This window comes from Xanthomonas melonis (assembly GCF_020783655.1).
GTDB lineage: Bacteria > Pseudomonadota > Gammaproteobacteria > Xanthomonadales > Xanthomonadaceae > Xanthomonas > Xanthomonas melonis.
Window position 1 is genome coordinate 164,350 of record NZ_JAJGQH010000014.1, and the last position, 6,089, is coordinate 170,438.

The window sequence follows — 6,089 nt, forward strand, 5'->3', positions numbered from 1 at the left end:
ACGCGTAGAGGATATCGGGACGGGGATCGGCAAGCTTTAGCGCTTGCCGATCCCCATTCCCGACTCCCAAATCACGGCTTACTTCTTGTCGTCCTTGACCTCGGTGAACTCGGCGTCCACCACGTCGTCGGCAGCCTTGGAGGCCTGCGCATTGCCACTGGCCGCATCGGCACCACCGCCCTGCTCTGCCGCAGCGGCCGCTGCGTACAGCGACTGGCCGGCCTCTTCCAGGGTCTTGCTACGCGCTTCGATCTGCGCCTTGTCGTCGCCCTTCATGGCGGTTTCCAGGTCGGCCAGCGCCGCTTCCACCTTGCCGATCACATCGCCACCGACCTTGCTGCCATGCTCGGTGATCGCGGTACGGGTGGCGTGGATCAGGCCATCGGCCTGGTTGCGGGTCTGCACCAGCTCGTGGAACTTCTTGTCCTCTTCGCGGTTGGCTTCCGCGTCGGCGACCATGCGCTGGATCTCTTCGTCCGACAGGCCCGAACCGGCCTTGATCTCGACCTTCTGTTCCTTGTTGGTCTTCTTGTCCTTGGCCGACACGTGCAGGATGCCGTTGGCGTCGATATCGAAGGACACTTCCACCTGCGGCATGCCGCGCGGCGCCGGCTCGATGCCGGACAGGTCGAACTTGGCCAGCGACTTGTTGAAGCGGGCCTGCTCGCGCTCACCCTGCAGCACGTGCACGGTCACGGCCGACTGGTTGTCCTCGGCGGTGGAGAAGGTCTGCGAAGCCTTGGTCGGGATGGTGGTGTTCTTTTCGATGATCTTGGTGAACACGCCGCCCATGGTCTCGATACCCAGCGACAGCGGGGTCACGTCCAGCAGCAGCACGTCCTTGACGTCGCCGGCCAGCACGCCGCCCTGGATCGCCGCGCCCACGGCCACGGCTTCGTCCGGGTTGACGTCCTTGCGCGGTTCCTTGCCGAAGAAATCGGCAACCGCCTGCTGCACCTTCGGCATGCGGGTCTGGCCGCCGACCAGGATCACTTCGTTGATGTCGCTGGCGCGCAGGCCGGCGTCGTTCAACGCGGTGCGGCACGGCTCGATCGACTTCTTGACCAGGTCTTCCACCAGCGCCTCGAGCTTGGCACGGGTCAACTTGATGTTGAGGTGCTTCGGGCCCGATGCATCGGCGGTGACGTACGGCAGGTTCACCTCGGTCTGCTGGCTGGACGACAGCTCGATCTTGGCGCGCTCTGCAGCATCCTTCAGGCGCTGCAGCGCCAGCGGATCCTTGCGCAGGTCGATGCCCTGGTCCTTGTTGAATTCGTCGACCAGGTACTCGATGACACGGTTGTCGAAGTCTTCGCCGCCCAGGAAGGTGTCGCCATTGGTGGCCAGCACTTCGAACTGCTTCTCGCCGTCGACTTCGGCGATTTCGATGATCGACACGTCGAAGGTGCCGCCGCCCAGGTCGTACACGGCGATCTTGCGGTCGCCGCCATTCTTGTCCAGGCCATAGGCCAGGGCCGCAGCGGTCGGCTCGTTGATGATGCGCTTGACGTCCAGACCGGCGATGCGGCCGGCGTCCTTGGTGGCCTGGCGCTGGCTGTCGTTGAAGTACGCCGGCACCGTGATCACCGCTTCGGTGACCTTCTCGCCCAGGAAGTCCTCGGCGGTCTTCTTCATCTTCTCAAGCACGCGCGCGGAGATCTCCTGCGGCGCCATGCGCTTGGCATCGCTGGTCTGCACCCAGGCGTCGCCGTTGTCGTGCGCCAGGATGCCGTACGGCACGTGGGAGATGTCCTTCTGCACTTCGCCGTCGGTGAACTTGCGGCCGATCAGGCGCTTCACCGCGTAGAAGGTGTTCTTCGGGTTGGTCACCGCCTGGCGCTTGGCCGAGGCACCGACCAGCACTTCGCCGTCCTTGGTGTAGGCGACGATCGAAGGCGTGGTGCGGTCGCCCTCGGAATTTTCGATGACGCGGGCCTTGCCGCCGTCCATGATCGCCACGCACGAGTTCGTGGTGCCGAGGTCAATACCAATGATCTTGCCCATGGATACGCTCCTGATGAGTCTTTAGCTGTGTCCGGCGACGCCGGGTCTGGCTGAGATGTGGGGGTGGCGCGCAGGTGTTCAAGCCACCTGTGCGCATCTGTGTTTCATCCGTGCGCCTGGCAGTTCAGCCGGCGCTGCGCTCAGTCGTGCTTGGCCACGACCACCAGGGCCGGACGCAGCAGGCGATCGTTGAGCAGATAGCCCTTCTGGAAGACCTGCACGATATGGCCCGGCGCGACGCCCTCGGCCTCGCCCTGGCTGATCGCCTGGTGCTGGTCCGGATTGAACGGCTGGCCGACCGGGTCGAGCAGGGTCAGGCCGTTGTCGGCGGCGACCTTGAGCAATTGCTTGTAGGTCATGTCCAGACCGTCGCGCAGCGGGCTGGGTTGGCTGCCGGCGGCGGTCAGCCCTGCATCCAGGCTGTCGAACACCGGCAGCAACTCGCCCAGCAGCTTCTCGTTGGCGAACTTGCGGGCGTTTTCCACATCGCGCGCGATGCGCTTGCGCTGGTTTTCCAGATCCGCGCGTTCGCGCAGGGCGTCGGCCTTGACCAGGGCGATCTCGCTTCGCAACGACTCGATCTCGGCCTTGAGCGGATCGGTCTCGGGCGGGTTCTGGGACAGGTCTTCGGAGTCGAATTCGGGGTGGTCTTGAGTCATGTGCAGTTCCCGGGCAAGCGGAACGCCCGCCCCAACGTCACCCCGTATGTGGGCGCCGGCGCGCGTTTCAAGCAAGCGATCGCACCGATCGCCATCGGTTATCGCGCGCCGGGCGGCTCCATCGCCGCACCCAGCACCTGGGCGGCGGTCTGCACCAGCGGGATCACCCGGTCGTAGGCCATGCGTTTGGGGCCGATCACCCCCAGCACGCCCAGTACCTGCCCGCCGGCCGCATACGGCGCGGTGACCAGAGAGACGTCTTCCAGCGAGACCATGCCGGTTTCCTCGCCGATGAAGATGCGCACGCCCGGCGCCTGGATGGTGCGTTCGAGCAGCTGCAGGATCTCGCGCTTGCTGGCGAAGGCCTCGAACAGCTCGCGCAGGCGGTCCAGATCCGACAGGTCCTGCACCCCCATCAGCCGGGTCTGACCGGCCATCACCATGTCCTCGCCGGCAGCGGGCACCAGGGCTTCGCTGGCCAGGTCCACGCTGTGCGCCAGCAGTTGCTCCATCTCGTTCTTGGCCGTGCGCAGCTCGCGCAACAGGCTGGCGCGGATGTCCGCCAGCGCGCGCCCGGCAAACTGTGCGTTGAGATAGTTGGCCACCCGTTCCAGCTCGGCCGGCTCGTAGGCCCGGCGCGGCTCGATCACCCGGTTCTGCACCTCGTTGTCGGCGAACACCAGGATCGCCAGCACCCGCCGCGCATCCAGCGGCACGAAATCGATGTGCCGGAACGCGAACTGCTCGCGCCGCGGCGCGCTGACCACGCCGACGAAGTGGCTCATCGCCGACAGCATCTGCGAGGCGCTGCCGAGCAGCGACTGGGTCCCGTTGCCGCTGGCCAGCTCCGCGCGCAGGCGGCGCACTTCGTCTTCGCCCGGTGGCTGCATCTGCACCAGGCTGTCCACGAACACCCGGTAGCCATGCGCGGTGGGCACACGGCCGGCGGAGGTATGCGGGGAACTGAGCAGGCCCACGTCTTCCAGGTCGGCCAGGATGTTGCGGATGGTGGCCGGGCTCACGTCCAGCCCGGCATGCCGGGCCAGCGTCTTGGAGCCCACCGGCTCGCCGTCGCGGATGTAGCGCGCGATCAGCGTGCGCAGCAACTGCCGGGCGCGGGGGTCGAGCATTGGGGACTGGGACGCGCGCATGGGATCATCCGGTGAGACTGGGCATAGATAATGTCTGGCCCCAGGGATGGCAAGCGCCCGACTCCCTGCCCGCGCCCTCCTGCCCTAAGCTTCCCTAACGCATTCACGCCCATCCCCATGCTCAGACATCTCTCGATCAAGGATTTCGCCGTCGTCCGCGCCACCGAACTGGAATTCGGGCCGGGCATGACCGTGGTGTCGGGCGAGACCGGCGCCGGCAAGTCGCTGATGGTGGACGCGCTGGGCTTCCTGTCCGGCCTGCGCGCCGACAGCGGCGTGGTGCGCCATGGCGCCGACCGCGCCGAGCTGTCGGCCGAATTCCAGTTGCCGGCCGAGCATCCCGGGCTGCGCTGGCTGGCCGACAACGAGCTCGACGACGATGCCCAGTGCCAGCTGCGCCGAATCATCCGTGCCGACGGCGGCTCGCGCGCCTGGATCAACGGCCGCCCGGTCACCTCCTCGCAACTGGCCGAGCTCGCGGCGCGGCTGGTGGAGATCCACGGCCAGCATGAGCACCAGGCCCTGATGGCCCGCCACAGCCAGCTCGCCCTGCTCGATGCCTATGCCCGCAACAGCGCGCAGCGCGAACAGGTGCGCCAGGCCAGCCAGCGCTGGCAGGCGCTGCTGGACGAACGCGACGCACTGGCGGCGCAAGGCGATGTCTCCGACCGCATCGGCTTTCTGGAGCACCAGCTGGCCGAACTGGAACGTGAAGACCTGGATCCGGCGGCGATCGCGGCACTGGACATCAACCACCGCCGCCAGGCGCATGCCACGGCCTTGATCGGCGCCTGCGACAGCGTGGCCCGGCAGCTCAACGGTGACGACGGGGCCTCGGCCCTGGGCTTGCTGCAGGACAGCCGCCACGATCTGGCGCGCGTGGCCGAGCACGAACCGCGCTTGGGCGAGGTGGACGCGCTGCTGGACAGCGCCGTCATCCAGATCGAAGAAGCGCTGGCCCTGCTGGACCGCGTGCGCGACGACCTGGACGCCGACCCGGCCCAGTTCGAGGCCATGGAACGGCGTCTCGGCCGCCTGCACGACCTGGCCCGCAAGCACCGCGTGGCCCCGGATGCGCTGGCCGCGCACCGCGACCATCTGAGCGCCGAGGTCGAGAGCCTGCGCGGCGCAGACGAGCGCCTGCAGCAGTTGGACAAGCACATCGCCACCGCCACCGAGGCCTGGCGCAGCGCCGCGGCCGTCCTGAGTGCCGGCCGCGCCGATGCCGCCGACGCCTTGTCGGCGGCCACGACCGCGCTGATCGGCGAGCTGGGCATGGGCGGCGGGCAGTTCCTGATCCAGCTACAACCCCATGACAGCCTGCGCCCGGATCCCAACGGCGCCGAGCGCGTCGAATTCCTGGTCGCCGCCAATGCCGGCCAGCCACCACGCGCCTTGCGCAAGGTCGCCTCCGGCGGCGAGCTGTCGCGCATTTCGCTGGCCATCGAGGTGGCCGCACTTGGCCTGGACAGCGTGCCGACCATGGTCTTCGACGAAGTGGATTCGGGCATCGGCGGCGCAGTGGCCGATATCGTCGGCCAGAAACTGCGCGCGCTCGGCGAGGAACGGCAGGTATTGTGCGTCACCCATCTGCCGCAGGTCGCGGCCAAGGGCCATGCGCACTACCGGGTCAGCAAGGCGCCGGTGGACGGCATGACCCAGAGCGCGGTCGAACTCCTCGGCCCGCAGGCACGCCAGGAAGAACTCGCGCGCATGCTCGGCGGGGTGGAAGTCAGCAAGGAAGCCCGCGCGGCCGCGCGCAAGCTACTGCAGAGCGCCTGACCGGGGACGGCAGCGACGGGCCCTGCGGCAGTCTGACCGACCGGGACCACCCTGACACACCGAGGACCGCCATCCGAGGACTGCCCCTCGCCCATCAGCCTCGCTCCCTTCATCCGCCCGCGGGGGCATCAGCCTCGCTCCCTTCCCCCGCCTGCGGGGGAAGGTGCCCGAAGGGCGGATGGGGGCAACATTGCTGCGAGGCGACCAGCACACGCGCGACAAGCGCAAACGGTGTTGCCCCTCCCTCATCCGGCGCTGCGCGCCACCTTCTCCCGCCAGCGGGAGAAGCGATGCCTGGCTGCGCGTGATCTCTCGATCGAACTGCAACTGACCACCCACCGCCCCCTTTCCCACCCGCGGGGGAAGGTGCCCGAAGGGCGGATGGGGGCAGCATTGCTGCGAGGCGACCAGCAAAGGCGCGACAAGCGCAAACGGTGTTGCCCCTCCCTCATCCGGCGCTGCGCGCCACCTTCTCCCGCCAGCGGGAGAAGCG

General features: G+C 67.9%; 4 protein-coding genes. 1 reads left to right on the forward strand and 3 read right to left on the reverse strand.

Features of this window, described 5'->3' with window-relative positions:
- Positions 1-78: 78 nt before the first annotated feature.
- The 3 genes from dnaK to hrcA form a co-directional block, all read right to left on the reverse strand.
- Positions 79-2,004 (reverse strand): molecular chaperone DnaK, encoded by a 1,926-nt coding sequence (gene dnaK, locus LL964_RS15180; RefSeq protein ID WP_104587961.1) that lies wholly within the window; start codon positions 2,002-2,004, stop codon positions 79-81.
- 140 nt (positions 2,005-2,144) lie between these two features.
- Positions 2,145-2,663, reverse strand: coding sequence for a nucleotide exchange factor GrpE (gene grpE / locus LL964_RS15185; protein ID WP_167395369.1), 519 nt, complete (start codon positions 2,661-2,663; stop codon positions 2,145-2,147).
- A gap of 98 nt (positions 2,664-2,761) precedes the next feature.
- Positions 2,762-3,793 (reverse strand): heat-inducible transcriptional repressor HrcA, encoded by a 1,032-nt coding sequence (gene hrcA / locus LL964_RS15190; protein ID WP_167395370.1) that lies wholly within the window; start codon positions 3,791-3,793, stop codon positions 2,762-2,764.
- 138 nt (positions 3,794-3,931) lie between these two features.
- Between hrcA and recN the strand changes: the two genes are divergently transcribed.
- Positions 3,932-5,596 carry a DNA repair protein RecN gene (gene recN / locus LL964_RS15195; protein WP_104587964.1) on the forward strand — a complete coding sequence of 555 codons (1,665 nt, stop codon included), beginning with the start codon at positions 3,932-3,934 and terminating at the stop codon, positions 5,594-5,596.
- Positions 5,597-6,089 lie beyond the last annotated feature (493 nt).